This window comes from Leucobacter sp. M11, assembly GCF_035726885.1.
GTDB lineage: Bacteria > Actinomycetota > Actinomycetes > Actinomycetales > Microbacteriaceae > JAPFRB01.
In genome coordinates this window covers 580191-581049 of record NZ_JAPFRB010000003.1, presented here as the reverse complement: position 1 = coordinate 581049, position 859 = coordinate 580191, and the positions used below count along the sequence as shown (strand labels likewise).

At 76.8% G+C, this 859-nt stretch carries 1 pseudogene; it reads right to left on the bottom strand.

Features of this window, described 5'->3' with window-relative positions:
- Nucleotides 1–806, bottom strand: a pseudogene (locus OOT08_RS11130) (hypothetical protein); the annotation flags it as partial.
- Nucleotides 807–859 lie beyond the last annotated feature (53 nt).

Here is an 859-nt window from a genome sequence, read left to right as displayed (position 1 = left end):
CGGGCATCCGGGACCTCGGAGACGGGGCGGACCCCGGGGACGTCGCGGGCATCGCGCTCCTCCCGGGCGTCCGCCGCGGCGCGGGGGTGGCCCGCGTCCGGGAGAGCCGGGGCGAAGCGCGAGCCCGGAGCGGCCGCGGGGGCATCCGCGGGCGCGGGCGCGGCAGCGGCGACGGGCAGCTCCGCGGCGCTCGGCAGCGCAACCGGCTGCGGGACCGGCCCGGTGCCGGGGCCGGCGCCGGCCACGCTCACGGCGGGAGCGGGAGCGGGAACGGGAACGGGACCGGGCTCCCCCGCGGCACCGGCGACGGGGGTGAAGCCCCACTCGTCGAAGCCGTCCGAGAACACCCCCGGGCGGGCGGGCTCCGCCGGAGCCGTTTCCCGCGGCTGGGTGGGCTGGGCGAGCCCCCCGACGCGCCCGGTGCCCGCGGGCATCCGGGCGAGATCGGGGTGATCGCTCAGTTCCAGCCAGAAGATCGTGGCCCACAGCGCCGGGTAGGCCACGGCGAGCGCCGTCCAGCCGCCCCCGCGGCGGTGTTCGCGGTGGATGCGGTGCACGGCGATCCCGCGCGCCACGAGGGGCACGACGAAGATGCCCGGGAGCAGGAAGAGGATCGCGATCCAGCCGGGCACTCGCCCGCGCTCAAGGAGCGCCATCTCGTTGCGCACGGGGATCCAGCCCTGCGTCTCGGGGAGGCCAAGCAGGGGGAACAGGCGCGCCAACCCCCAGAGATACCAGAGGTACGAGCCCACCAGGAACACCACGATCAGCCCCAGTCCGATGAGGGCTTCGGTACTCAGGGTCATGGGGCCGGCTCCTCTCGCGGGTCGATGGGCGTCTCCGTTGGCGGCTCGGGAGC